The sequence below is a fragment of the Streptomyces sp. NPDC051636 genome, from assembly GCF_044453765.1.
Lineage (GTDB): Bacteria > Actinomycetota > Actinomycetes > Streptomycetales > Streptomycetaceae > Streptomyces.
This window is the reverse complement of the sequence record NZ_JBITDA010000002.1, coordinates 259,850-283,470: the sequence shown is the minus strand read 5'-3', so window position 1 is coordinate 283,470 and position 23,621 is coordinate 259,850. Positions and strand designations below refer to the sequence as shown.

The window sequence follows — 23,621 nt, the reverse complement described above, 5'->3', positions numbered from 1 at the left end:
GCCTCAGGATGCCGGCAGCCGACGAGCGACCGCACCGGCCCGCTCAACCGCCGAACGCCTTCGCTGCCGGCGTGGCTGTTCCCGGCGACCGCCGACCGGGACCCCGCCACGGCCACCCGGCCCGTGCTCCCGCTCTGCCCCGGCGGGCGGCAGACGCGTTTCAAACCACCAACCGACCGGATCGGACGCCCTCCGGCCGGGTGAAGAAGCCCGAGCCCTCCTCCGTCGCGCGGGCATGCATGAGAGTCCCGGCCGTATCCGGCCGAGTCGGTGTGGCCACGACGCGCTGGAGGCGAGTGATGAAGGAAAGAGCCGATTCTGCCGACCGCGGCACCCACCGGGTACCGGTCCTCATCGTCGGCGGTTCCCTGGTCGGCCTGTCGACGTCGGTGTTCCTGGGCCGGCTGGGGGTGCGGCACACGCTGGTGGAGCGCCATGCCGGCACGTCCATCCACCCCCGGGGGCGCGGCAACAACGTACGGACGATGGAGTTGTTCCGGGTGGCCGGTGTCGAGCCGGGGATCCGGCAGGCCGCGGCCACGCTGGCCGGCAACCATGGCATCCTGCAGACGCCCACCCTGGTCGGCGACGCGGGCGAATGGCTGTTCAAGGAGATCGACCCGGGCGGTGGACTGGCCCGCTTCAGCCCCAGCTCCTGGTGCCTGTGCAGCCAGAACGACCTGGAGCCGGTCCTCCTCGACCACGCCGCCGGCCTCGGCGGCGACCTGCGCTACCACACCGAGATGATGTCGTTCGACGCCGATCCCACCGGCGTCACCGCGGTGGTCAAGAGCCGTGAGACCGGCGAGCACACCACCATCCGCGCGGACTACCTCGTCGCCGCCGACGGCCCCCGCAGCCCCGTCCGGGAACAGCTCGGCATCGGGCAGAGCGGTCCCGGCGACCTGTTCCACAACATCAGCATGACCTTCCGCTCCCGCCGCCTCGCCGACGTGGTGGGCGACCGCCGTTTCATCGTCTGCTACCTGACCAGCCCGGACGCCGACGGCGCGCTGCTGCCGGTGGACAACCGGGAGAACTGGGTCTTCCACGCGCCCTGGCACCCCGAACACGGCGAAACGCTGGAGGAGTTCACCGACGAGCGGTGCGTCGAGCACATCCGCCGCGCGGTCGGCGACATGGACCTCGACGTGGAGATCACCGGCCGGGCACCCTGGCACGCCGCCCAGCGCGTCGCCCGCAGCTACCAGTCGGGACGCGTCTTCCTGGCCGGCGACTCGGCGCACGAGATGTCCCCCACCGGGGCCTTCGGCTCCAACACCGGCATCCAGGACGCGCACAACCTCGCGTGGAAGCTGGCCGCCGTGCTCGGCGGCTGGGCGGGGGAGGGGCTGCTGGACACCTACGACACCGAGCGCCGGCCGGTGGCGGAGGCGACCAGCGCCCGGGCCGCCACCCGTTCGGTGGAGCACAGCCACCCCGGTTTCGCCCCCGCGCCCGGCATGGGCGGCGGCGGCCCCCAGCGCGGCATCCTCAACGTCGCCCTGGGCTACCGCTACCCGCAGGGCGCCGTCGTGGACGCCGACCCCGCCTCCCCGGTGGTCCCGGATGGCCTGAAGCTGACCGGCGAACCGGGCAGCAGGGCCCCGCACCTGTGGGTGTGGCGCGGCGACGAGCGGGTGTCCACCCTCGACCTCTACGAGCGCGACATGGTCCTGCTCAGCGGCGCGGACGCCACCGGCGGCTGGCACGAGGCCGCCACCCGCCTCGCCCACGAGATGTCCGTCCCGCTGACCTCGTACCGCCTGGGCACCGGACCCGACGCCGAGCTGCAGACCGAGGAGGGCGCCGACTGGGCGGAGCGGCACGGGACGACACCAGCAGGCGCCGTCCTCGTCCGCCCCGACGGGTTCGTGGCATGGCGGGCGCCGGGCCCGGTCCAGGATCCCGCGGCGACCCTGCGCGAGGTCCTGACGACCGTACTGGCCCGGAAGGGCTAGGCGTTCAGGGGACGACCCGGACCCCGGCCGAAAAGCGGGTCGGCGAGGCCGCGCGGGATCACAGGGCAGGTACGGGAGTGAACCGCACGGGCAACTCGGTCAGACCCCGCAGCCAGGGCGAGCGCCGACGGGTGAGGGACTCGGCGGGCACCGCCAGGTCGATCCGGCGGTCGGCTGGTGCCCGGCGGCCATCATCACCATCAGGTCCTGGACGATCTCCTCGTCGCTGAACCCGCTGTCGCCGGCGAGCATCCGGGAGACGACGTCGTCCGCGGGCGCCGCCTGGCGGTCGGCGAGCAGCTGCGCCATCGAGGCGGCCAGGTGGGTCTGGCCCGCGATGGCCCGCTCCCGGCCGTCGATCATGTCGTTGAGGGCGGTGACCAGGCCCGGCCCGTCCTCGTCGGAGAAACCGTAGAGCCGGGCCAGGACACTCACCGGCAGCAGCATCGCGTACTGGCCGATCAGGCCGGCCTCGCCCACGGTGCACACGGCGTCCACCAGCTCGTCGGCGAACCGCTCGGCGTGGCCGCGCAGCGCGGAGGGGACGGCGTCGGGGGGCACACGAACTCCTGTCGGGGCAGGGCCGCCGGGGCGGACCGGTCGGCGCAGTGCTGCTGGATGTGCTGACCAACGTGATGAGTGCTCGACTCGCGGCAGCGGGCGTCGCAGTCCACCTGGGGCACGTGCGGGACAAGGCCGAGGGCCTCGCGGACGGCGTCCGGCGCGTGCGCGGGGCCGCCGGAGTCGTTGCGGGCCACGAGGAAGGGCGTGCCGTGGTGCTCGAGCCGGTCGATGGCGTACCACGAGTCGTCGATGCGGCGGGTGTCGACGAGGACGACCGCGCCGAGCGTGCCGGAGAACAGCCGGTCCCACAGGAACCAGAACCGCTCCTGGCCGGGCGCGCCGAACAGGTACAGCACGGTGCGCGCGTCCAGCGTGATCCGGCCGACGTCGGAGGCGACGGTGGTGGCGGTCTTGCCGCGCGCCTGGCGGATGTCGTCGACCGCCTCGCCCGCCTGCGTCATCGTCTCCTCGGTGTTGAGGGGACGGACCTCGCTGACCGAGCGGACCGGCGTGGTCTTGCCGACGCCGAAACCGGCCCACGACCACGATGGGCCTGCATGCGGCCGGCCGCGCCGGACGTCGCGGCGATCGCCGCCGCCCGCTCCCGGGTGGCACGCTCGAGCTCCGCGGCGAGGCGGGCGTTCTCGCGGCCGAGGCGGTCCGGTTCCCGGGCGGAGTCCCCCTCGATCCGGGCCCGCTCCTTGGCGAACGACTCGGTCAACTCGGCCCGCTGCTCGGCCAGTTCGCCGATCAGGCGCTGTTGCTCCTGCCGGGACTCCTCGGTCGCCCGGGCCTGCTGCCGCAGGAGCCGGCCGAGGTCCTGGGTCACCGTCTCCAGCCTGCGCCGGGCCCCGCGCGCACTCCGCGCGGCACGGCCGTCGCCACCGCCGCGCACAGCACCAGCGCCGCCGCGCTCGCCCCCCCAGGCGAGCGGGGTACGGACCGACGGCGGCGCAAGACGACCGCGGTGACGACGACGAGCGCGGACACGACGCCGGTCAGCGCCAGGGCGGGGGCGAGCGTACGTGGGGTGGGGCGTTCGCCGTCAGGTGTGGGCGCGGGCATCAGTGGGTTCTCGGGCGGCTGCCCGCGTGCTCGCCGGCAGATGTGAGTGAGTGGTGACGCTTGGTGCTCAACTGGCGGTCACTATGCGAGAGTTCTTGATCGGATTGGACAGGTTCCGGACTCATTGCAGGAAGCAAACGGGTACTCGCCCTAGAGCCGTGATGACAGGGAACGGGAGTGGACCGGTGGAATTGGGCACACACGCGGACGGCGGGAGCGATCCCAGGCGCTGGAAGGCCCTGGCAGTCACGCTGGTGGCCGGATTCATGAGCCTGCTGGACGTGACGATCGTCGCGGTGGCGCTGCCCTCCATGCAAAGGGACCTGCACGCGTCGGCACCCTCCATCCAGTGGGTGGTCTCCGGCTACGCCCTGGCCTTCGCCCTGGTGCTGGTGACCGCCGGCCGGATCGGGGACACGATCGGCCGGCGCCGCGTCTTCCTGCTGGCGCTCGGCGCGTTCGTCCTGTGCAGTGCCGCGGCCGGCGCGGCCCCCACGATCACCCTGCTCGTCGTGGCCCGGCTGGCGCAGGGGGTCGCCGCGGGCTGCCTCGCCCCGCAGAACTCCGCCCTCATCCAGCAGATGTTCCGCGGCGCCGAGCGCGGAAAGGCCTTCGGCCTCTTCGGGGCGACCGTCGGCATCTCCAGCGCCGTGGGCCCCGTCGTGGGCGGGCTGATCCTCAGGCTGGCCGACGGCCCGCAGGGATGGCGCTGGATCTTCTACGTGAACGTACCCGTCGGCGCGCTCGCGCTGCTCCTCGGCCTCCGTCTCCTGCCCAGGGCGGCCCGCGGCCGACGGGAGCGGCTCGACCTCGGCGGCGTGCTGCTCCTCGGCTGCGGGGTCCTCGCGCTGATGCTTCCCCTGGTGCTGGCGGAATCCGGCGGAGTGCGGCGGCTGTGGTGGCTCTTCCTCGTGGGGCCGGCCTTCCTGGCCGCGTTCGCCCGGTGGGAGCGGCGGGTCGCGGCGCGTGACGGCCGGCCGCTGCTCGATCCCCGGCTGGTGACCGAGGCCCGCGGGTACGCCGTCGGCGCCGCCATCGCCGCGCTGTACTTCGTCGGCTTCAGCGGGGTGTGGCTGGTGTTCGCCCTCTTCCTCCAGAACGGCCAGGGCTACACGCCGCTGCGCTCCGGGCTCGCGGTGACACCCTTCGCCATCGGCTCCGCCGTGGCCGCGGCGATCGCCGGACGCCTGGTGGAGCGGCTCGGCAGGCTGCTGACCGTGTGCGGACTGGCCGCCGTCGCCCTGGGTCTCGGCGGTACGGCCCTGATCCTGCGCTCGGCGCCCGGCGACAGCGCGGTGTGGCTCGTCCTTCCCACCCTCTTCCTCGGAGGCGTGGGCAGCGGGTGCGTGATCTCCCCCAACGTGACGATGACGCTGCGGGAGGTGCCGGTGCGGATGGCGGGAGCCGCCGGCGGGGCACTCCAGACGGGACAGCGCCTGGGCGGGGCGGTCGGCACGGCGGCGCTGCCCGGCCTGTTCTACGTCGTCCTCGGCGCCCACCCCCACGACTACCGCACCGCCGTAGCCCTCGCCGTCGGCTCCGGAATCCTGCCCGTGCTGTGCGCCCTGGGCCTGGCGGTCCAGGACTGGCTGCACGACCGCAGGATCGCCGCGCGGTCCTGCCCGCCCGAGGTGTCGCACAGCCACACGCACGCCGGCCAGGGCTGACATCACTCGTACGGAGCCTTCTGCCCTCGATGAGCCCTCAAGAGGCGGCCCTTGACGTGCGACGGGGGGCAACCGCCGGTCAGATGATGGGTGTGCGACCCTACACAGCCATTCACCCCGTGCGCGCCCGCCTGTTCCCGGCCGGTGTCCCGGCCGCCCTGCTGGCCCTGGTCCTCTCACTGTTCACCGGCCCCGCGTCCGCCGACGACGGCACGCCTGTCCGTGGCTCCGCCCACATGGGCATCGGTGTCATCGCCCACGACGGATGGAGCCCCGCCTCGGGCGGCCCGCGCGCCGGCCAGACCGAAGGCGTCGACGTCGCCAGTTACCAGGGCGACGTGGCCTGGCCGACCCTGTGGAACAGCGGCGTCAAGTGGGCCTACACCAAGGCCACCGAGGGCACTTACTACACCAATCCCTACTTCTCCGCGCAGTACACCGGCGCGCGCGACGTCGGCATGATCCGCGGCTCGTACCACTTCGCCACCCCCGACACCAGCGGCGGCGCCACCCAGGCCGACTACTTCGTCGACCACGGCGGCGGCTGGAGCGGTGACGGCGTCACGCTGCCCGGCGTGCTCGACATCGAGTGGAACCCCTACGGCGACGCCTGCTACGGCAAGACACCGAGCGCGATGGTGACCTGGATCCGTGACTTCCTGAACCGGTACAAGTCCCGCACCGGCCGCGACGCCGTGATCTACACCGCCACCAGCTGGTGGAGCAGTTGCACCGGCGACTACACCGGGTTCGGGAAGACCAACCCGCTGTGGGTCGCCCGGTACGCGTCGGCGGTCGGCGACCTGCCGGCCGGCTGGTCGTCGTACTCCATGTGGCAGTACACCTCGTCCGGACCGACGGTGGGCGACCACGACCGGTTCAACGGTTCCCTCGACCAACTGCGGGACTTCGCCGCCGGCTGACATGACATCATGCCCCGATGTCATTGTCAGTGCCCGCAGGCCGGCCGGCCCGAGTCGCTCTGGTCATGGCGGTGGTCGCGGCGTTCTTCGCCGGCTCCCTCAACCGCTTCGCGGGAACGGCGCCGGTGCGCCCGTCGAAGCCGTCCGCGATCAAACCGTGCGTGACCGCGTCCGGGGACTTCATCGCCGACCTGGACGCCGACGGCCACGCCGACCGTGTCTTTGACCCGTCCCGCATCGGCGCCCGGCTGACCATCACGTTCGGGGCCGCGTCCGGTGACGGGAAGCGGGTCGGCGTCCGTGAACTGGCCGGCGGCTCCGGCCACGGAGGAGAGACCGATCTGGCCCTCGTGGCGGACTTCGACCGCGACGGGTGGAGCGACCTCCTCATCGTGGCCACCGGCGAGTGGCAGGGCGACGACCCGGTCGATCCGCGCGTGGCCGAACTCAGGCGCGGCCCCTTCTCGAAGTCCGGCCGCGGCCACCACCCCCGGCACCTCGACCTCGGCGAGACGCGCGGCGTCGCCGTCGGCGACTACAACCACGACCGCTACCCCGACCTGGCCGCCTTCACCTACGAGGGCGACGGTGTGTACGGGACCGAGGGCCGCCTCGGCGACAAGGCCGCAGGCCTCGAGAGCAACACCGGGAGGTACACGGTCCACGCGGAACAGACCGACGACGGCACTCCCACCAACATGCCGAGCGACGGCCTGAGTTCGTTCTACCCGCGGTGCGCCGGGAGATGATCCCGTAGGGCTCCGTCGTCGGCCACGGCCACGGCCACCGCGACGCGGACGAGCGCCGCCGTGGCGGTCGAACAGGACTGCTGCGGCCAGGCGATGGCGAGAACCGCGGGCGGTGCGTCCGGGACCGGCCGGTAGACGACGCCCGGGCACGCCGTGGATCCGGGTGATCGCCCGCGATCCCGCCGTTCTGAAGGAGGCGTGCGCGGGCGCCGACCGCCTGTCTTCCTGGCTGGTGCCCCCGACACCGTCGGCCGAGAGCGTCGAAGCCCACTTCCCATCGCTGCCACGGGTGTGCACTACCGGGCGCTGTGTCCGCCGTTCCTGATGGAGAACCTGCTGGGCCAGGCCGACCCGATCCGCGACGCGGGCGTGTTCTTCCTGGCGGCTGCGGAGGACCGCGTCCTGCGCAGCCGCGCCACCCGCGACATCGCGGCCACCGCGGCCCGGCTGCTGCTCGACGACTCCTGGACCGGGCACGACGACGTTCCGCTGGTCGGACCCGACGACCTGCCCCCGAGGGGATGGCGCGGGTCATGTCCGAGGTACTGGACCGTCCGGTGCGCGTCCAGCGGACCAGCAGCGCCGGCTACAAGGCGGCACTCCTGCGTTCCGCGGCGAGCGAGGCCTGGGCGCAGGGGCTGGTCGACATGGTCGAGGCACTGCACGACCAGGGCTTCTACGGTGCCGTCGAGCCGAGCACCCCCGAGTCGGCCCTCACCGGCTTCCGTCAGTGGTGCGAGGAGGTGCTCAGGCCGGCCGTCCTGGCCCAGAAACCGCTGTGAGGGTGCTCCGCCCCACCGGGAAGGGGCGGCACCACGGTGGACACCGGTCGGTGGACAAGGCGGTTCGGCAAACAGCCTGCCACCCCTGCGATTACGGTTCGCTATCCGGCGTGGCCGTGCCATGAGGTTTCGTGATGATTCGCGGGCGCGGGCCGCGCCTGCCGCCGGATCGGGGTAGGCGGTGTGACATCCGAGGAAAGGATCGTCATGACCACGTACCTGATCACCGTTCCCGGCACCTTCACCACCGGGATCGAGGAAGACGAGCGAGCGCGGCTGAGCCGGGCGCTGCGGCCGGCCGATCCCCACACCACTCGGATGGGCACCACGGAGGACCTGGACGCCCTCACCGTCAACGACGACAACACCTTCACGATCCGTCTCTCCGTGGAGGCGGACACCGGCGCCCACGCCGAAGAGGACGCCCGGAACCTCGCGGACTCGGCGCTGCGCGACGCTGGCCTCGACGCGAGCACCGCGCCGCTGGGGCCCGCGGTGATCACCGGCATCGATTCCGACGTCGGCTGACCGCGTCGGCCAGGCCGGATCGCTCCGGTGCCGGCAGTGGGCGGCGGGCGCTGCGGGTCCCGTAGCCGAGTCGCTATCATCCTGTAAAGCTAAAATACAGGGGTTTGCCCATAGAAGGCCGCCGCCACGCCGGAGTGATCAATGCCCCGCAAGCGCCCCACGGACGACGGTGACGAGCTGCTGGCCAGACTCGGATCCCTCACTGCCGAGGCGCGTCAGCGTGCGGAACTGCAGCGCTCCCAGGTCGAGCTGGCCATCGCGCTGCAGCGCGGGATGCTTCCCCGGGACCTGCCCGCCGCCCCGGGGGTCCGCCTGGCCGTCCGGTACGCGCCCGCCTGCTACGGCCTCAACGTGGGGGGCGACTGGTACGACGCCTTCACGATGCCCGACGGCCGCATAGGCCTGTCCATCGGTGACGTCCAGGGCCACAACATCGAGGCGGCCGCCTTCATGGGCCAGGTCCGGGCCGGGCTGCGCGCGCTCGCCTCCGTCACGAGCGAACCGGGCGAGCTCCTCGCCCGCACGAACGACCTGCTGCTCTCCCTGGGCAGTGACCTGTTCGCCACCTGCACCTTCGTACGCCTCGATCCGTCCACCGGGGTGCTGGAGAGCGCGCGGGCGGGCCACATTCCCTTCGTCTGGGCCACGGCGGACGGGAAGGCCGGCATAGCCGAGGACGAGGGCGGACCGCCTCTCGGCATCGAGAAGGGCATGGAGTACCCCGTGGCCCGGTTCCGGCTCGACACCGGCGGGGTGTTCGTCCTGCTGACGGACGGCGTGGTCGAGGGACCCTCCCTGAGCGTCGAAGAAGGGCTCGACCAGGTGATGCGGCTCGCCGGGCTCGCCGCCGTCGCACGCCTGGAGGCCCACGCGCTCGCCGCCGCCGTGATCAAGGGCGCCGAGCAGGTGGGACACGAGGACGACGCGGCCGTCCTGGTCGTGGGCCACGACGGGATCGCCTTCAAGCCGTAGGCGGTCCGTTCTGTTCGGGGCTCTCAGCCGTAGGGCCGGACGCCACCCCTCTCGCCTCGCCGACCGGACGGCAGCGGTGTCTGATGGCTGCTGTGGTGGGTATTCGGGATCTGCGCAGGCCGGCCGTCTTCGCTCTGTGGACGCTGGCTGTCGCCGCCTGCTACTACGCGGCGGGGCGGGTCGGACTCCTGCGCCGGCTCGTCGTCGACGGCGCCGTGGTGACACCCGTTTGGCCGCCCACCGGCGTCGCGGTTGCCTGCCTGCTGATGTTCGGGATGCGGGTGTGGCCCGGTATCGCGCTCGGTGCCTTCCTCGTCATCCTGTCCCTCACCTCGCCCCGGCCGGACGCGATCGGCATCGTCCTGGGCAACACCGCCGCGCCCGTATGCGCGTACCTGATGCTGCGCCGGGTCGGTTTCCGGACCGACCTCGGCCGGCTGCGGGACGGCCTCGCGCTGGTGTTCCTCGGGGCGCTGACCGCCATGCTGATCAGCGCGACCGTCGGCGTCGGCCTCCTCGTCCTCGCGGGCAAGCTGGCGGCGCACGGCTTCTGGCTCGTCTGGCTGGCGTGGTGGGTGGGCGACGCGATGGGCGTCCTGATCGTGACCCCGATCCTGCTGTTGCTGCCCGCGGTCCGCCGGCGTCCTCGGATGTCACGGTGGAGGGAGGCCTCGGTCATGGCGCTGGTCGCCTGCGGCCTCGTTCCGCTGGCCACGCACAGCGCCCTCAGCCTGCTCTTCCTCGTCTACCCACTCCTCATCTGGGCGGCCCTGCGCTTCCAACTGGCGGGCAGCATGCTGTGCGCCCTCTTCACCTCCGTCATGGCCACCGTCGCGGCCACGGACCGCACCGGGCCGTTCGAGCGGCTCAGCGGCGTCCAGGTGATGATGAAGCTCCAGGCCTTCAACGGAACGATGGCCCTGACCGCGCTCCTGCTGTCGGCCGTGGTCACCGAGCAGCGCAACACCAGGCTGTACGTGGAACAGGCCTGCCAGGAACTGGTCGAGGTCCTGAAGCATCTCACCGCGGGTGACGCACCGCCCGGCCGCGCGCCGACGGGCGGTGACGACGGGCGCCGCCGGCGGTGAACCGGCGGAACGATTCGGCCACCGTCCGCGTCCTTCTGGACCAGGGCACGGCAGCCGTGCCCCGGGGCAGGCAACGACGGGAGACCGAGTGATGACGGCCGGATCCGCCGACTGGACACGCCGATTCGAGGAGGAGCACGAGCGCAGACAGGCGCAGCCGGACCCGGACTGGGAGCGCGGAACGACCCTTCACCGCGCGGTGGCGGCGAGCATCCAGCGCTTCCAGGTCGGCGAGGACGGCGACGGCGCCAACCTCATCGCCAAGGCGGAACAGGCCGGCGACACCGACTACGCCCACGCGGTCAAGCTGTTCGTCGCCGAGGAACAGAACCACGCCCGCCTGCTGGCCCGTCTGCTGGCCGCCGGGGGTGTGCCCACGCTGACCGGCCACTGGAGCGACCGGGCCTTCGTACGGCTCAGACGGCTGATGGGGCTGCGTACGGAACTGCTGGTGCTGATGATCGCGGAAGTGGTGGCCCTGCGCTACTACCGGGCCCTGCGCGACGGCGCCGGCGACCCGCTCACCTCGGACGTGGCGGCCCGCATCCTGGCCGACGAGCAGCGCCACGTGCCCTTCCACTGCGACCGGCTGAACGCCTCCTTCCGCGAGCTGCCCCGCCCACTGCGCCGCCCGGTGACGGCCGCCTGGCAGCTCCTGCTGTGCGCGGTCTGCCTCGTGGTGGCCGCCGACCACGGCGCCGCCCTGCGTGAACTCGGTGTCGGCCGCCTGCGGTTCGTGGCCGACGTCATGGCGTCGTCGAAGACGGTGGTCTCCGCGATCCTGGCCTGATCGCGCCGACCACGGCACGCCGAGCCGCCGTCGTGGACACCTCTGCCGGGCCGGCGTCCCTGGCCTTACACTGCCAACCCGCAGACATGCGGGTGCCGTTGAGGGGGGAACCACCATGTCCGTGAATCCGTACGGCCCGGGCCCGGGATTCGCCGTACCACCCATACCTTCGAGTCCGCCGCCCGCGCCGCCGGACGGCGGGCGGGCGGCGGCCGTCGCACTGCTCAACCTGAGCGGTCTCGGCCTCGGATACGCGCTCATCCGAAGATGGGTTCCGATGGCCGCCTGCTGGGCGGCGACGATCGTGCTGCTGCTCGTGGCGCTGCCCGCGGACGCCGACGGGGTCCCCGGGGTCGCGCTCGCCGTATACGCCGTGGTCCTGCTGCTGGCGGCCGTCCACGGCGCGATCGCCGGACTGCGCACCCGGCTGACCTGGCCGGGGCAAGCGCCGCTCGCGCTCCTGCTGGGAGTGTTGCTGCTCGCCGTACCGGTCGGCGGCGCCGTCTGGTACGACGACGCCCGCAAGGAAGCCGTGGAGCAGTCGCTCCTCGACCGCCTCGAGCGGGCCGACCACCTGGTGACGGCGGGCAGCCGGCACACGTTCGCCACCGCCGAGTCCGACTACCGGACCGCCCTCGACGTCTACCAGGACCTCGTGGTCCACCACTCCGGCTCCCGCGCGGCCGAGCAGGTCCCCGACCGGATGGAGGCCTACTACGCCACCGTGGGTGCGGCGTACGGCCACCACGACTACTGCGAGGCGATCGAGCCGCTGAAGTACCTGCGCACGGTGCCCCGCACGATGCCCGAGGAGGAGCTCGGCTCGCTGACGCGATGGCCCGACGACCGGCTGGCCACCTCGCTGTACGAGTGCGGATCGGGCAGCCTGTCGGACGGGGAGGCGGACTGGGTCACGCAGTTCGGCGACCTGCTGAACACGTTCCCCCGGTCCGAGCCGGCGGGCAAGGTCGTACCCGCCGTCGACGCGGCGGTGAAGAAGGCGGAGAAGGCCGTCAGCGGGGACGAACCCTGCGCGGCCGTCGAGCAGTTGCGCAGCCTGAACACCCGGATCACCGACCTGTCGGGGACGGCGGGAGACGCGGCCGACGGCCTCGGGAAGGCCGCCGACCGGGCCGGAACGAGCGGCGACTCGGGGGAGTACTCCTGCGGAGTCGACCAGTACAAGGACGGCGACTTCGACGCGGCCCAGAAGACCATGGACCAGTTCGTCTCCGACAACAAGCACAGCAAGAACCGGGACCGCGCCAAGAAGATATCCATCGCCGCCGAGGTCGCCCAGACGCTCCCGGCCGCCGGAAAGAAGCTGCCCACCACCGCCTCCGGCGGCAGCATCTCCGTCACGGTCAAGAACGACAGTCCCGACGACATCACCGTCCTCTACACGGGCCCCGTCACCGGCAGTTTCACGCTCAAGGGGTGCGGCAGCTGCAAGGCGTACACCCTCGCCGACACGCTCATGACCGGCTTCAAGCCCTGCAGCAGCGGCAAGAGCTACCCGCAGCGGACGATCAGCCTCCCGGTCGGCACCACCTACTTCGTGCACAAGCCGGACGGCGACAGCACCGCGACACCCGCCTCGGACACCGCCAAGCTCCGCTCCGGTTACATCTACACGGAGTGCGCCTACACGAAGCAGTCCCTCGGGAGCAGTTACTGAGGAGCCACGGGTTCCCGCACCCGCGCCGCCCCGGGGCACGCTGATGCGGGCACCCCGGGAAGCACCACAGGGCGACGACGGGGTCGCAGACCTCGTCGTCGCCGGCGGCGGCAGCGACACCTTCCGACGCGACAGCGCCAGGTATGTTCTGGCCATGCACACGGTCGCCGTTCTCGCGCTGGACCAGGTGATCCCCTTCGATCTGGCCACCCCGATCGAGGTCTTCACCCGCACCCGCCTCCCGGACGGACGCCCCGGCTACCAGATCCGCGTCTGCGCCGAACAGCAGGAGACCGACGCCGGGACCTTCGTCCTGCGCGCACCCTGGGGCCTGGAAGGACTCAGGGGCGCGGACACGATCATCGTGCCCGGCACCGCCGACCCCGCGGCCCCGCTCCCTCCCGCCGTCCGTGACGCCCTGCGCGCGGCGGCCGAGGACGGCACCCGCATCGCCTCCATCTGCTCGGGCACCTTCCCGCTGGCCGCCACCGGCCTCCTCGACGGCCTGCGGGCCACCACCCACTGGACCGTGGCCGACCTCCTGGCCGCCGGCCACCCGGAGATCGAGGTCGACCCGGGCGTCCTCTACGTCGACAACGGCCAGTTCCTCACCTCGGCCGGCGCCGCCGCGGGCCTGGACCTGTGCCTGCACATGATCCGCCGCGACTACGGCTCGGCGGTCGCCGCCGACGCCGCCCGCCTGTCCGTGATGCCCCTCGAACGCGAGGGCGGGCAAGCGCAGTTCATCGTCCACGACCACGCGCCCACCCCCAAGGGCTCCGCCCTCGAACCCGTGCTCACCTGGCTGCAGGACAACCTGGGCCGCGACCTCGCCCTCTCCGACATCGCCGCCCACGCCGGAACCAGCACCCGCACCTGATCCGCCGCTTCCGGGAACAGACCGGCACCACCCCGCTGCAATGGCTGCACCGGGCCCGCATCCGCCAGGCCCAGCACCTCCTGGAGACCACGCACCACTCCGTCGAACGCATCTCCGGCCAGGTCGGATTCGGCTCACCCACCGCCTTCCGCGACCGCTTCAAACGCACCACCGGCGTCAGCCCGCACACCTACCGCCGCACCTTCGGCTGAGGCGGTGTCAGTGGCGGACCGTATGGTCCGGCCATGAGCATTCCCGCCGTTGAGGACTCGTGGGCCCGCATCGAGGCCTGGCTGGCCCGGCACGCCCCCGCCAGCCACGCCCGGCTGCGCCCGCCGGCTTCCGTGTCGGACATAGAGGCCGCTGAACGCACGCTGGGTGTGGGATTCCACCCCGACCTGAAGGAGTCACTGCGCTGCCACGACGGCGTGGACCTCCAGCAGGGGGCGCCCACACTGGCGTACTACGGGCCGCCGTCCAGCGTCGCGGACATCGTCGACAGCACCCGGTTCCTGCGGGGCATCGGCGCGGACGTCGAACCCGACGACGTCCTGGACGAGGACGACGAGGACTACGACGAGCTGGCCACGTACTGGCACCACGACTGGCTGCTGATCACCCTCGGCATCGGCTGGCAGTCCTCCGACGGCCTCTTCCTCTCGTGCCGCCCCGGGCCGAACTGGGGCCGTCCCGGCCGCTACTTCGACGAGGACATCCCCTCCTTCACCGCGTGGCCGTCCCTCCGCCACGTCCTCGCCGACTACGCGGACGCACTGGAGAACGGCACCACGTTCGACGGCCGTACGCCCCTGGCCGTGGACGGAGTCCTGCTGTGGGACGACGAGAAGACCACCGTCCCCGACCCGGCCTCCCCGCTCGCCCTCGCCGCCGCGGCCGGCGAACCGGAGCCGGAGCCGCCCGCCCCGGCCGAACCGGACCCGGTCCCCGGCCGTAAGGCGGAGGGCCAGAGGCTCCTCATGGTCAGAGTCCGCCGGAGCAGTCCTCCGGCACCCCCGCCGATGCAGCCCGACGTGGTCTTCGTGGCGGGCATTACCCCGGAGGAACTGCTGCGCCGGCTGGGCGCGATACCCGAGACGCTCCGCCCCCGCGGCCGGCAGCGGGCACGGGAGTCCGCCATCGCGCCGTGGGCGGCGTACCGTCCGATGGTGCGGGCGGGCACCCTCGGCGGCTGGGCGTACGCGACGCAGGAGGGCGCGTACGGGACGCAGGACGGGGTCGCCGCCCAGCTCCTGCGGCCCGAGGTGCTGCGCAGAGCGTCGGCGGGCACCCGGGCGGTCGCCCTGACCAAGCGGGGACCGGAGGTGTCGGTCACCCTCACCGAGGACGGCGTGCCGAATCCGGAGCAGGCCCGTCGCGTCGAGTCGCCGCGCGAGAACCACATACCGGTGGTCGGCCCCGCGCAGACCGTCCTGGGCCTCGGCGCGGACCCGTGGCCCGGGTCCTCGGCGGCGTACACCCGTCTCCTGGCCGGGCTGGAGCGGGACTTCGGCATCGTCTACCGGCCGGACGACGACGTGGCGGCCGAGCTGACAAGCGCGCTGCTCCTGCCCGTGCTGGACGACATCGACGAGGACGCGCACCAGTACGTCACCGAGGTGCGGGACTTCGACCTGGCCGGACTCGTCGAGCGGACACCGCCGCAGCGGCTGCGCAGGGCGATCGCGGCGCAGTTGACACGGCTGGCGGCGGAGACCCGTATCGACGGCTACGGCGAGGTCGCGGACGCCGTGGCGAGGACCGGGCGCGGCGAGCCCGTGGACCTGACCCCCGACGGCCCCCTCGACCTGCGCATGCGCACCGTCGCCGCCGAGGCGTGGGCGGCCCGGCAGCTGCTCCGCGGGCCGGGGCGGTGGAGCGAGGGTCCGGTGACGCAGGAGGACTTCGGCGCCTGGGTCATACGGGCGGAGGCGCTCCGCGCGCTGCGGGAGTTCGTCCGGCTGCCGGTCCGCGCCGCGGCCGCGACCATCCTGCACCAGCGGATGTCCGTCTTCTGGCGGACCGAACTGGCCGCCGACCTGCGGACGCCATGAGGAACGCGGGCCTCCTCGACGACCAGGTCCGCGCCGCGCCCCGCGACGAACTCCCCGGTCGCGCGTGGACGCCGTCCCCGTCACCCGCGCGCCGAGCACCACGGCGACCTGTACGGCGAACGACCCGGCAGCCCCGGCGCCGCCGTGGACCAGGACGGGCTGTCCCGGCTTCAGTGGGGAAATGCGGGTGATCGGCGGGCGATCAGCCGCCTGCCCTCATGGCATGGAACAGGGGGAGACGCTGTGGAACGTCGTCGACGTGGAGGCGACCTGCTGGGAGGGCCGGCCGCCGGCCGGGGCGGTCAGCGAGATCATCGAGATCGGGCTCACCGTCGTCGACCTTCTGGCCGCACTCCCGGGACTCCTCGGGCAGCGAGTGACCGGGGAAGAAGAAGAACTCCGCGCGCGACCGGGAGCATCGCACGCCTAAGGGGCAAGAGGATTTGCCTAAAGGATTTAGGGAGCCGCACAATCGTCTCGGCCGAGTGAGAGGAAAGCCGTGGCGCGTGCAGGACTGACCCCGGAACGCCTGGCCCAGGCCGGCGCGGACCTGGCCGACGAGGTCGGTTTCGACCAGGTGACCGTCTCCGCGCTCGCCAGGCGGTTCGACGTCAAGGTCGCGAGTCTGTACTCGCACGTGAAGAACTCCCAGGACCTCAGGACGAGGATCGCGCTGCTCGCCCTGGAGGAGCTCGCCGACCGGGGCGCCGCCGCGCTGGCGGGCCGGGCCGGCAAGGACGCCCTGGCCGCCCTGGCGAACGTCTACCGCGACTACGCCCGGGAGCATCCCGGCCGGTACGCCGCGGCGCAGCTCAGGCTCGACCCGCAGACCGCTGCCGCCGGCGCCGGCGGCAGGCACGCACAGATGACGCGGGCCGTCCTGCGCGGCTACGACCTGGCGGAGCCCGACCAGACGCACGCCGTCCGGCTGCTGGGCAGCGTCTTCCACGGTTACGTCAGCCTGGAGCTGGGCGGCGGGTTCAGCCACAGCGCCCCCGACTCGCAGGAGACCTGGTCGCGGATCCTGGACGCCCTCGACGCCCTGCTGCGCGACTGGCCCGCGAAATAGGGCCCCCTGGGCGACGTTCGCCCCGTCGCGGTGGCCGGGCGCTCTACGGCGAGGCGGACCCCGCCGAACTGCCGCTGCCCGACGGCCTCCACCCGAACGCCGCCACCCACCGCCGCATCGGTGAACGCTTCGCCGAACTGGCCTTCGGGGCCAACGGCACCTTCGCGGACACCCGAGACGTTGGCCACACTCGAGGCAAGTAGCCGGATGCCCGGGGTACCTGAGCCGAGGACAGGAGAAAGACAACAGTTGCCGTTTGACAACTATGGTCGTCGGGCAACAGAGTAGCCGTGTCGGACGTGCACGGGGAAGGATCTGTAATGTTCCGGTGCCGCGGCCCACGGTTCAGGCGGTTTGGCTGCCAGGACCCTGGACGTCGTCGTGTATCTGCGTGGCCGCCGCGTCGCAGAACGCCTCCAGCCCCTCCAGCAGCGCGGTCCGCTTGGCGGCGGGCATCAGGTCCAGTACCGCCTGCAGGGTGCTCTCCCGGCGCGTCCGCAGATCGGCGAGGAAGGCGTGGCCCCGGCTGCTGAGCCGCAGGCGCACCTCGCGCCGGTCGGCCGAACTCACCACGCGCTGCACGAAACCGGCGGCCTGCAGCCGGTCGCACAGGCGGCTGGTCGAGGGCGGCGTGGAGGCGAGGGAGTCGGCGAGCGTGCGCAGGTTGATGCCCTCGTGGTGTTCGAGGATGAGCAGGACGCGCAGTTGTGACGCCGACGCGGGCGCGGTCGAGGCCCGGCCCCACAGGACTTCCAGCAGTTCCGCGGCCGTCGCGGTCACCCGTGCGACCTCGGCGGGCTCCGGGCGGGGGCGGAAGGTAGTCACTGTCACACTCTCGCAGGCACTGGGACGACCGTCAGCGTACTAGGCGCTGCAAGCGGCCGGAGATCGCGGACCGCCGCCTGGTTGAACTGAACGGCCTCGTACGGGGAACGAGGCCTGTAGGTGTTAGGTGAAGGATTGGTGCGTTTCCATCGTGAACAGATTCGTGGCCGCTGAGCGCGCTCTGCGCAAGGCGGCACCCCATGCCTTGCTCGACGCCGCCCGCCGCGTACTGACGGAACAGTACGCGGCGGAGTCCGTCGAGCTGCTCATGGCCGACTACGGTCTGACCGTGCTGCAGCCGGTGTCCGTGCTGCCGGACACCCTGGAGCCGGTGTCGGTGCACAACAGCCCGGCCGGCCGGGCCTTCGGTGCCCAGGAGCCGTACGCGGAAGCCCTTTCCGGCGGCCGGGCCCGCGTGCACCTGCCGGTGACCGTGCGGGGGGACCGGATCGGTGTGCTGTCGGTGACCCTGCCGGGTGAGGAACAGGCGCGCGACTGCCTCGGCGAGTTGGCGGACATCGCGGAGGTGCTCGGGCACGAGCTCATCGTGGCCGAACGGGACACCGACCTCTACGTACAGGCGCGCCGCAAGGACCGGCTCACCCTCGCCGCCGAGATGCAGTGGCAGCTGCTGCCCGGCCGCTCCTGCGTACGCCCCGAGTACGAGCTCGGCGCGCAACTGGAGCCGGCGTACGCCATCTTCGGCGACAACTTCGACTGGTCGGCGACGGCCGACCACCTCATGCTGTACGTCACCAACGGCATGGGGGAGGGCATAGAGGCCTCTCTGCTCACGAACCTGGCCATCAACGCCCTGCGCAACGCGCGCCGGGCCGGTATCCCGATCGCCGACCAGGCGGCCCTGGCCGACCAGGCCGTGTACGCCCACTACCGGGGCCGCTGTTACCTCTCCGTACTCATGTTCGACTTCGAACTCGCCACCGGGCGCGCCTGGGTGGTCGACGCCGGCTCCCCGCAGATGCTGCGGCTGCGGGACGGGGCCGTGGAACGCGTCACCCTCGAGGCGCAGTTGCCGCTGGGGATGTTCGAGGAGACCGACTACGTGGCACAGGAGTTCCACGTCGAGCCCGGCGACCGGTTCGTCTTCGTCAGCGACGGCGTCTACGCGGTCGCCTCCCCCGGCGGAGAGACCTACGGGGAGGCCGCCCTGGCCAGGGCGATCACGGCCACCCGTCTGCTGCCCGCGGCCGAGGTCCCGCGCGCCATCCTGCGGGAGTTGTCGGGTCACCGCGGCCGGACCGTGCCCCGGGACGACGCTTTGGTGGTGTGTCTGGACTGGCGAGGGCGCTGACGGGCACAGCAAGAAGAGAGAGCTGTCCGGGTGTGGCGATCACGTGTTGTTCGCGCCGCGCACGCAGCGCTAATGTTTGTCATACGGCAATAATCGGCCAGGTGGGCCGACGACGACCGGCAGGCACCGAGCCTGGCAAGAGGGAGACGATGTAAGTGTCGGACCAGCATGCGGCGGCCGAGCGGACGGCACGCCGGGTGGGCGACTTCCTGGAAAGCCGCCGCGAGCAGATCGCCCAGCGCTGGGCGGACGCCACCCTGTTCCGCACGGTCTTCACCGTGTCCCGGGACGAGGCCGTGGAGGCGGGCAAGACCGTGGTGGACGCCCTGTCCGAAGTGGCCCGCTCAGGAAGGCTGGAGGACATCGCGGCGCCCGGCTTCGACACGGTGCGCGACCAACTCGGGCGCATGGCCGCGTCCTTGTCCCGAACGGGATTCAGCCCGGCCCAGATCGCCGGCGAGGTCGCCGGCCTGCGTCCGCCGACGGTCGAACTGCTGCGGGGCGAGTTCGCCGACCCGCCCGGCCCGGAGAGCACCGAGAGCCTGCTGGCCCTCACCGTGCTGATGGACACCCTGCGCCTGGTCGTGATGGAAACCGCCCGCAGCGAGGGCGAGCAGCTGATCTCCCGGCAACGGCAGCAACTGCTCGAAGTGGCCACCCCGGTGATCAAACTGTGGGAGGGCACCGTCGCCGTGCCGCTGATCGGCACCCTGGACAGCGCCCGCAGCCAGGTGGTCATGGAGAGCCTGCTGGAGGCGATCGTCGACCAGCGTGCCCGTTACGCCATCCTCGACATCACCGGCGTCCCCACGGTCGACTCGCTCGTCGCCCAGCACCTGATGAAGACGGTGGCCGCGGCCCGGCTGATGGGTGCCGAGTGCATCGTCTCCGGCATCCGGCCCGCGATCGCGCAGACCATCGTGCACCTCGGCATCGACCTGGGTTCGGTGCTCACCCGTGCGTCCCTGGCCGACGCCCTGGCGTACGCGCTCAGCCAGCAGGGCATCCAGGTCTCCCCGCGCGCCGAGGCCGGAGCGGTCCCGCGGTGAGCGGTGGCTTCCCCGGTCCGACGGTCCCGGTCCTCGCACTGGGAGATGTCCTGCTGGTCACCCTCCAGGGTGAGTTGCACGACGGGATGGCCGAGCAGCTCCAGCAGGACATCACGCAGCGCATCGCCCGCAGCGGGGTGACCGGCGTGGTGATCGACGTCTCCGGCGTCGACATCGTCGACTCCTTCCTCGGCCGGATCTTCGCCGAGATCGCCTCCAGCGCCCGGCTGCTGGCGGCCCGCACGGTGCTGGCCGGGATGCGGCCCGCCGTGGCGATCACACTGGTCGAACTGGGGCTCACCCTCCCCGGACTGACCACCGCCCTCGACGTCGAACGCGCGATGGAGCTGCTCACGCGGCCCCTACCGAAGGCGTCCGCCGACGGAAGCGACGGCGACGACGGCGGCGAGGGAAGGAAGGGAGGCACGTGACGCCGGCCTCCCGCCCCGTTGCCGCGACGACGCTGCCCATCGGCTCGGACGCGGACCTGGCCTGGGTACGGCAGCAGGTGCGCCAGACGGCGGCCGGCCTCGGTTTCGGACTGGTGCAGCAGACCAAGCTGGTCACCGCGGCCAGCGAACTGGCCCGCAACACCCTCGTGCACGGTGGCGGGGGACAGGCGGAGATCACGCCCCTGGACAACGGAACCACGCGCGGACTGCGGCTGTCCTTCACCGACCACGGCCCCGGCATCCGGGATGTGGAGCTGGCGATGACGGACGGTTACACCACCGGCGGCGGGCTGGGCCTCGGTCTGAGCGGGGCCAAGCGGCTGGTGCACGAGTTCGCCATCGACACCGAGCCCGGCCGGGGCACCACCGTCACCGTCATCGCCTGGGCCGCCGCCGTGCCCGCCTCCCGCTCGGAGCCCGGATGAGCCGGGTGTGGGACATCCCGGTGCACGATTCCACCCGGGTGCGGGACGTCCGTGTGGCGGCCGAGGAGGCCAGCGCGCACGCGCGGCTCGGCACGCACCGCACCGCGGTCGCGGCGCTGGCGGCCACGGAGCTGGCGACCAATCTGCTCAAGCACGCGGGCGGGGGCCATGTGGTGATCAACCTCGCCGAGCTCCCGCCCGCCGACGACGGCGCCCGCGGACCGTCGGTGCAGCTCTTCGCCCTCGACCACGGCCCCGGTATCGCCGACGTCGGGGCCGCCATGCGCGACGGCTACAGCACCGCCACCACCTCCCTCGGCGCGGGCCTGGGCACCTGCCTGCGCATGTCCAGCGCCTTCGACCTGCACAGCGCCTCCGGCCGGGGAACCGTCGTGATGGCCCGCATCGACCCGGACTCCACCCCCTGGCGGGCGGGGTCCGCGCGCCGCCCGCGGGCGGGAGGCATCAACGTCCCCCTCGCCCAGGCCGAGCACTCCGGCGACGCCTGGAGCTGGGTGCGTCACGGACCCCGTACGACCCTGATGCTGGCCGACGGTCTCGGCCACGGCGTCAAGGCCGCCGAGGCATCGGCCACCGCGGTCGACGCGCTGCGCCGCAGGGCGCACCTGCCGCCCGCCGAGCTCCTGCGGCACCTGCACGTGGCGCTGCGCCCCACCCGGGGGGCGGCCGTCGCCGTGGCCCAGCTGGACGAGGACGCGGGCGAGCTCCGCTTCGCCGGCGTCGGCAACATCGGGGCCCGGATGCACGACGCCGGCAGCTGGCAGCCGCTTCTCTCCCATCCAGGCATCGTCGGCGCCCACTTCCCGGCCGGCGTGCCCGTGCGGCGGGTGCCGTGGACCGGGGACAGTCTGCTCGTCCTGCACAGCGACGGACTGCCCAGCCGCTGGTCACCACCCGACGACGCCCGGCTTCTCACCCACGACCCGGCGGTGGTCGCCGCGGTCATCCTGCGGGACGCCAGCAGCCCCGCCCGACCCGTACGCGACGACACCAGCGTGGCCGTACTCGCCCCCGACCGCCGGACCCGCACCCATGACCACAACCCCTGATGTCTGGCGCATCGCGTCAGCCTCCGACGCGGCCCGCGCCCGCACCGCCGCCGCACGTCTCGTGGCGGCCGCCGGCGCGCCCCCCGTCGACCGCGCACGCTTCCTGACGGCCCTCACCGCCCGGCTGCGGCAGTGCCTCGACCAGGGCGGCGCGGAACTCGTCGTCAGCACCGGGCAGTGCACCGCGGACACCGGCCGGCGGGTACGCGTCGACGTACGGCCGGCCGGCCACCCGCCGGAGAAAACACCGCCGTGGCAGTTCACACTGACCTGCCCGCACCCCGTACGGCTGACCGGGACCGACCGCCCGGCGGAGCTCGACGGCTCCGATCTGGCCGAAGACCTCCTGGCCGCCGACGAGGACACCGCGGCCGTCCTCGGCAGGCTCGACGAGCTGGAGGAACTGGTCCGCTTCCACCGCGAGGAACTCCACCAGACGAACCAGGGAGTCCTGGCCCTCCACGCCGAACTGGACGCCGCCTCCCGCGCCCAGCGCGAACTGCTCGAAGCCGAACGGGCCGCGCGGGCCGCCGCGGAGAACGCGCGGCGCCTGCTGACGTTCCTGACCACCGCCAGCGCCGTCGTGACCGCCTCGCTCGACCATGAGGACATCCTGCGCCGCCTGCCCCAGCTCCTCGTCCCCGAGTACGCCGACCACGTCGACGTCTGGCTCTTCGACGACGAACACACACCCCACCACGGCGATCATCCGGCCGCCGCGGTCACCGCCGCCCGCACCGGCCGCCCCCAGCACGCCGCCGTCCACCCCGGCGACCTCCCCGGCGTCGAGGACCACCCGCCCTCCGTGCTGTCCCCGGACCGGCCGCTGCTGTGCATTCCGCTCACCGCACGCGGTGTCCTGGGCGTGCTCACACTGACCGCGCCCGGTCCCCGGTTCGACCCGGACACCTGCGTCATGCTCCTGGAACTGGCCCGGCGCCTGGCCATCGCCCTGGACAACGCCCGCCGCTACGAACAGCACCGGGACACCGCCGAGGCTCTGCAGCGCGCCCAGCTGACCGAACTGCCCACGGCAGAGGGGCTGTTCCTGGCCGCCCGCTACCTGCCCGCCACCCACGGCCTCAACATCGGCGGCGACTGGTACGACGCCTTCGCCCAGCCCGACGGCAGCGTGCTCGCCGTCATAGGGGATGTCACCGGGCACGGGCTGCGCGCGGCCGTGATCATGGGGCAGCTGCGCACCGCGCTGCGCGCCTACGCCGTCGAGGGCGACAGTCCGGCCCGGATCCTGACCCGGCTGCACCACATGCTCCGCCACCAGCAGCCCGAGTTGTACGCCACCGCCGTCATCGCCCGCTTCACGCCCGGCGATCCCGACGTCGTCTGGGCGGCCGCCGGGCACCCGCCCGCCGTGATGCGGTCTCCCGACGGCGAGGTGCGGGTGCTGGACACCAAGCCGGGAATCATGCTGGGGGTGCCCCTGCCCTACGAGTACGAGGACCACGTCGTCCGCATCCGGCCCGGCTCGACGGTCGCCCTGTACACCGACGGTCTGGTCGAGCGCCGGGCGCAAGGCATCGATCCGGGCATCACCCGCCTCGCCCATGCCCTGGCCGCGTTGAGCACGGCGGAACTGGAGGACCTCGACGCCTGCGCGGACTCGCTGCTCAAGCCCATGCTGCACGACTCCGAACGCGACGACGACATCTGCCTGCTGCTGTGCCGCACCGTGCCGGGCCCGCCCTAGGTACGGTCCGCGT

At 72.6% G+C, this 23,621-nt stretch carries 19 protein-coding genes and 5 pseudogenes; 20 read left to right on the top strand and 4 right to left on the bottom strand.

Going from position 1 to position 23,621, the window contains the following annotated elements:
- Nucleotides 1–299 precede the first annotated feature (299 nt).
- Complete coding sequence (locus ACIBBH_RS04920) at nucleotides 300–1,961, top strand: FAD-dependent oxidoreductase (protein WP_399401989.1); 1,662 nt, start codon at nucleotides 300–302, stop codon at nucleotides 1,959–1,961.
- A gap of 165 nt (nucleotides 1,962–2,126) precedes the next feature.
- On the opposite strand, the pseudogene ACIBBH_RS04915 reads toward ACIBBH_RS04920, so the two are convergent.
- The 3 genes and pseudogenes from ACIBBH_RS04915 to ACIBBH_RS04905 all read right to left on the bottom strand — a co-directional run.
- Nucleotides 2,127–2,504 (bottom strand): annotated as a pseudogene (locus tag ACIBBH_RS04915) (cytochrome P450); the annotation flags it as partial.
- A pseudogene (locus ACIBBH_RS04910) lies at nucleotides 2,423–3,074 on the bottom strand (GTP-binding protein). The pseudogenes ACIBBH_RS04915 and ACIBBH_RS04910, both read right to left, overlap by 82 nt.
- A 276-nt stretch (nucleotides 3,075–3,350) precedes the next feature.
- Complete coding sequence (locus tag ACIBBH_RS04905) at nucleotides 3,351–3,590, bottom strand: hypothetical protein (RefSeq protein WP_399401987.1); 240 nt, start codon at nucleotides 3,588–3,590, stop codon at nucleotides 3,351–3,353.
- Between the two features lie 161 nt (nucleotides 3,591–3,751).
- Here ACIBBH_RS04905 and ACIBBH_RS04900 point away from each other — a divergent pair, with 161 nt between their 5' ends.
- The 13 genes and pseudogenes from ACIBBH_RS04900 (at nucleotide 3,752) to ACIBBH_RS04840 (ending at nucleotide 16,767) form a co-directional block, all read left to right on the top strand.
- Nucleotides 3,752–5,257 carry an MFS transporter gene (locus ACIBBH_RS04900; RefSeq protein ID WP_399401985.1) on the top strand — a complete coding sequence of 502 codons (1,506 nt, stop codon included), beginning with the start codon at nucleotides 3,752–3,754 and terminating at the stop codon, nucleotides 5,255–5,257.
- 92 nt (nucleotides 5,258–5,349) lie between these two features.
- Nucleotides 5,350–6,180, top strand: a complete 831-nt coding sequence (locus ACIBBH_RS04895) for a lysozyme (protein WP_399401983.1) — start codon at nucleotides 5,350–5,352, stop codon at nucleotides 6,178–6,180.
- Nucleotides 6,181–6,197: 17 nt separating this feature from the next.
- Nucleotides 6,198–6,929: an FG-GAP-like repeat-containing protein gene (locus ACIBBH_RS04890; protein WP_399401981.1), complete on the top strand. Its 732-nt coding sequence runs from the start codon at nucleotides 6,198–6,200 to the stop codon at nucleotides 6,927–6,929.
- A gap of 112 nt (nucleotides 6,930–7,041) precedes the next feature.
- Nucleotides 7,042–7,711, top strand: a pseudogene (locus ACIBBH_RS04885) (NmrA family transcriptional regulator).
- 207 nt (nucleotides 7,712–7,918) lie between these two features.
- A complete protein-coding gene (locus tag ACIBBH_RS04880) occupies nucleotides 7,919–8,239 on the top strand; it encodes a hypothetical protein (RefSeq protein WP_399401979.1) in 321 nt (106 codons plus the stop codon).
- 141 nt (nucleotides 8,240–8,380) lie between these two features.
- A complete protein-coding gene (locus tag ACIBBH_RS04875; RefSeq protein WP_399401977.1) occupies nucleotides 8,381–9,211 on the top strand; it encodes a PP2C family protein-serine/threonine phosphatase in 831 nt (276 codons plus the stop codon).
- Between the two features lie 83 nt (nucleotides 9,212–9,294).
- Nucleotides 9,295–10,299 carry an MASE1 domain-containing protein gene (locus ACIBBH_RS04870; RefSeq protein ID WP_399401975.1) on the top strand — a complete coding sequence of 335 codons (1,005 nt, stop codon included), beginning with the start codon at nucleotides 9,295–9,297 and terminating at the stop codon, nucleotides 10,297–10,299.
- Nucleotides 10,300–10,390: 91 nt separating this feature from the next.
- Nucleotides 10,391–11,089, top strand: a complete 699-nt coding sequence (locus ACIBBH_RS04865) for a ferritin-like domain-containing protein (RefSeq protein ID WP_399401973.1) — start codon at nucleotides 10,391–10,393, stop codon at nucleotides 11,087–11,089.
- A 115-nt stretch (nucleotides 11,090–11,204) separates the two neighbouring features.
- The gene (locus ACIBBH_RS04860; RefSeq protein WP_399401971.1) at nucleotides 11,205–12,767 is read left to right on the top strand and encodes a hypothetical protein; all 1,563 of its coding nucleotides are present in this window, start codon (nucleotides 11,205–11,207) and stop codon (nucleotides 12,765–12,767) included.
- 154 nt (nucleotides 12,768–12,921) lie between these two features.
- Nucleotides 12,922–13,859: pseudogene (locus ACIBBH_RS04855) on the top strand (GlxA family transcriptional regulator).
- A 33-nt stretch (nucleotides 13,860–13,892) separates the two neighbouring features.
- Nucleotides 13,893–15,698 (top strand): SMI1/KNR4 family protein, encoded by a 1,806-nt coding sequence (locus tag ACIBBH_RS04850; protein ID WP_399401969.1) that lies wholly within the window; start codon nucleotides 13,893–13,895, stop codon nucleotides 15,696–15,698.
- A 223-nt stretch (nucleotides 15,699–15,921) separates the two neighbouring features.
- Nucleotides 15,922–16,119, top strand: a pseudogene (locus tag ACIBBH_RS04845) (hypothetical protein); the annotation flags it as partial.
- 78 nt (nucleotides 16,120–16,197) lie between these two features.
- The gene (locus tag ACIBBH_RS04840) at nucleotides 16,198–16,767 is read left to right on the top strand and encodes a TetR/AcrR family transcriptional regulator (protein ID WP_399401967.1); all 570 of its coding nucleotides are present in this window, start codon (nucleotides 16,198–16,200) and stop codon (nucleotides 16,765–16,767) included.
- Nucleotides 16,768–17,112: 345 nt separating this feature from the next.
- Here ACIBBH_RS04840 and ACIBBH_RS04835 read toward each other — a convergent pair whose 3' ends face one another.
- Nucleotides 17,113–17,598: a MarR family transcriptional regulator gene (locus tag ACIBBH_RS04835; protein ID WP_399401966.1), complete on the bottom strand. Its 486-nt coding sequence runs from the start codon at nucleotides 17,596–17,598 to the stop codon at nucleotides 17,113–17,115.
- 145 nt (nucleotides 17,599–17,743) lie between these two features.
- Here ACIBBH_RS04835 and ACIBBH_RS04830 point away from each other — a divergent pair, with 145 nt between their 5' ends.
- From ACIBBH_RS04830 to ACIBBH_RS04805, 6 genes are all read left to right on the top strand, one after another.
- Nucleotides 17,744–18,904 (top strand): PP2C family protein-serine/threonine phosphatase, encoded by a 1,161-nt coding sequence (locus tag ACIBBH_RS04830; protein ID WP_399401964.1) that lies wholly within the window; start codon nucleotides 17,744–17,746, stop codon nucleotides 18,902–18,904.
- A gap of 155 nt (nucleotides 18,905–19,059) precedes the next feature.
- Nucleotides 19,060–19,953, top strand: coding sequence for an STAS domain-containing protein (locus ACIBBH_RS04825; protein ID WP_399401962.1), 894 nt, complete (start codon nucleotides 19,060–19,062; stop codon nucleotides 19,951–19,953).
- Complete coding sequence (locus ACIBBH_RS04820; protein ID WP_399401960.1) at nucleotides 19,950–20,384, top strand: STAS domain-containing protein; 435 nt, start codon at nucleotides 19,950–19,952, stop codon at nucleotides 20,382–20,384. Before ACIBBH_RS04825 ends, ACIBBH_RS04820 begins: the two co-directional genes overlap by 4 nt.
- Nucleotides 20,381–20,830 carry an ATP-binding protein gene (locus ACIBBH_RS04815; protein WP_399401958.1) on the top strand — a complete coding sequence of 150 codons (450 nt, stop codon included), beginning with the start codon at nucleotides 20,381–20,383 and terminating at the stop codon, nucleotides 20,828–20,830. The genes ACIBBH_RS04820 and ACIBBH_RS04815 overlap by 4 nt, the downstream gene beginning before the upstream one ends.
- The gene (locus ACIBBH_RS04810; protein WP_399401956.1) at nucleotides 20,827–21,900 is read left to right on the top strand and encodes a SpoIIE family protein phosphatase; all 1,074 of its coding nucleotides are present in this window, start codon (nucleotides 20,827–20,829) and stop codon (nucleotides 21,898–21,900) included. The genes ACIBBH_RS04815 and ACIBBH_RS04810 overlap by 4 nt, the downstream gene beginning before the upstream one ends.
- Nucleotides 21,884–23,608 (top strand): PP2C family protein-serine/threonine phosphatase, encoded by a 1,725-nt coding sequence (locus ACIBBH_RS04805; RefSeq protein ID WP_399401954.1) that lies wholly within the window; start codon nucleotides 21,884–21,886, stop codon nucleotides 23,606–23,608. The genes ACIBBH_RS04810 and ACIBBH_RS04805 overlap by 17 nt, the downstream gene beginning before the upstream one ends.
- Nucleotides 23,609–23,621 lie beyond the last annotated feature (13 nt).

What these genes read in the sequence shown, in the direction of transcription:
- ACIBBH_RS04920 (WP_399401989.1), top strand. Translation starts at nt 300, where the DNA reads ATGAAGGAAAGAGCCGATTCTGCCGACCGCGGCACCCACCGGGTACCG.
- ACIBBH_RS04905 (WP_399401987.1), bottom strand. Translation starts at nt 3,590, where the DNA reads ATGCCCGCGCCCACACCTGACGGCGAACGCCCCACCCCACGTACGCTC.
- ACIBBH_RS04900 (WP_399401985.1), top strand. Translation starts at nt 3,752, where the DNA reads ATGACAGGGAACGGGAGTGGACCGGTGGAATTGGGCACACACGCGGAC.
- ACIBBH_RS04890 (WP_399401981.1), top strand. Translation starts at nt 6,198, where the DNA reads ATGTCATTGTCAGTGCCCGCAGGCCGGCCGGCCCGAGTCGCTCTGGTC.
- ACIBBH_RS04880 (WP_399401979.1), top strand. Translation starts at nt 7,919, where the DNA reads ATGACCACGTACCTGATCACCGTTCCCGGCACCTTCACCACCGGGATC.
- ACIBBH_RS04875 (WP_399401977.1), top strand. Translation starts at nt 8,381, where the DNA reads ATGCCCCGCAAGCGCCCCACGGACGACGGTGACGAGCTGCTGGCCAGA.
- ACIBBH_RS04870 (WP_399401975.1), top strand. Translation starts at nt 9,295, where the DNA reads ATGGCTGCTGTGGTGGGTATTCGGGATCTGCGCAGGCCGGCCGTCTTC.
- ACIBBH_RS04865 (WP_399401973.1), top strand. Translation starts at nt 10,391, where the DNA reads ATGACGGCCGGATCCGCCGACTGGACACGCCGATTCGAGGAGGAGCAC.
- ACIBBH_RS04860 (WP_399401971.1), top strand. Translation starts at nt 11,205, where the DNA reads ATGTCCGTGAATCCGTACGGCCCGGGCCCGGGATTCGCCGTACCACCC.
- ACIBBH_RS04850 (WP_399401969.1), top strand. Translation starts at nt 13,893, where the DNA reads ATGAGCATTCCCGCCGTTGAGGACTCGTGGGCCCGCATCGAGGCCTGG.
- ACIBBH_RS04810 (WP_399401956.1), top strand. Translation starts at nt 20,827, where the DNA reads ATGAGCCGGGTGTGGGACATCCCGGTGCACGATTCCACCCGGGTGCGG.
- ACIBBH_RS04805 (WP_399401954.1), top strand. Translation starts at nt 21,884, where the DNA reads ATGACCACAACCCCTGATGTCTGGCGCATCGCGTCAGCCTCCGACGCG.